The organism is Mesorhizobium sp. M2D.F.Ca.ET.226.01.1.1, assembly GCF_004022705.2.
Classification (GTDB): domain Bacteria; phylum Pseudomonadota; class Alphaproteobacteria; order Rhizobiales; family Rhizobiaceae; genus Mesorhizobium.
Genome location: NZ_RZOY02000105.1, coordinates 1 through 307, shown reverse-complemented (window position 1 = coordinate 307; position 307 = coordinate 1). Strand labels below are relative to the sequence as shown.

Annotated in this window: 1 protein-coding gene; it reads right to left on the bottom strand. The window is 56.7% G+C overall.

Going from position 1 to position 307, the window contains the following annotated elements; genetic code table 11:
• Positions 1-192 precede the first annotated feature (192 nt).
• Positions 193-307: transposase domain-containing protein (locus EN869_RS33970; RefSeq protein WP_135916156.1), on the bottom strand; the 115-nt coding region annotated here is incomplete at its 5' end.

Sequence of the window (307 nt, the reverse complement as noted above, 5' to 3'; positions counted from 1 at the left end):
GCTAGGTGCGCTTAATTCGGATGCGGGATAGCCGTCGTCGGCGCTCAGGCAACCGTCTTCCGAGAACATGTCGATCGAGCAATCGCGCAAAAAGTCTTCGTCTTCTTCGAGCATCTCGGCCACATATTTGAGGGTGTAAAGAGCGGAGTTGCGATATCTCATCTGACGGCCTCGTTTATTTGTATGCCCAGATCAGTCAGCCTTATCCGCTGCGGCCGTCAGAAGGCTCCAATTCCACGGGAGCAAGTCCTCGATCTGCGTGATCGGCGTGTCGGCGATGCAGGCGAGGACGTCGGCAAGCCATGCC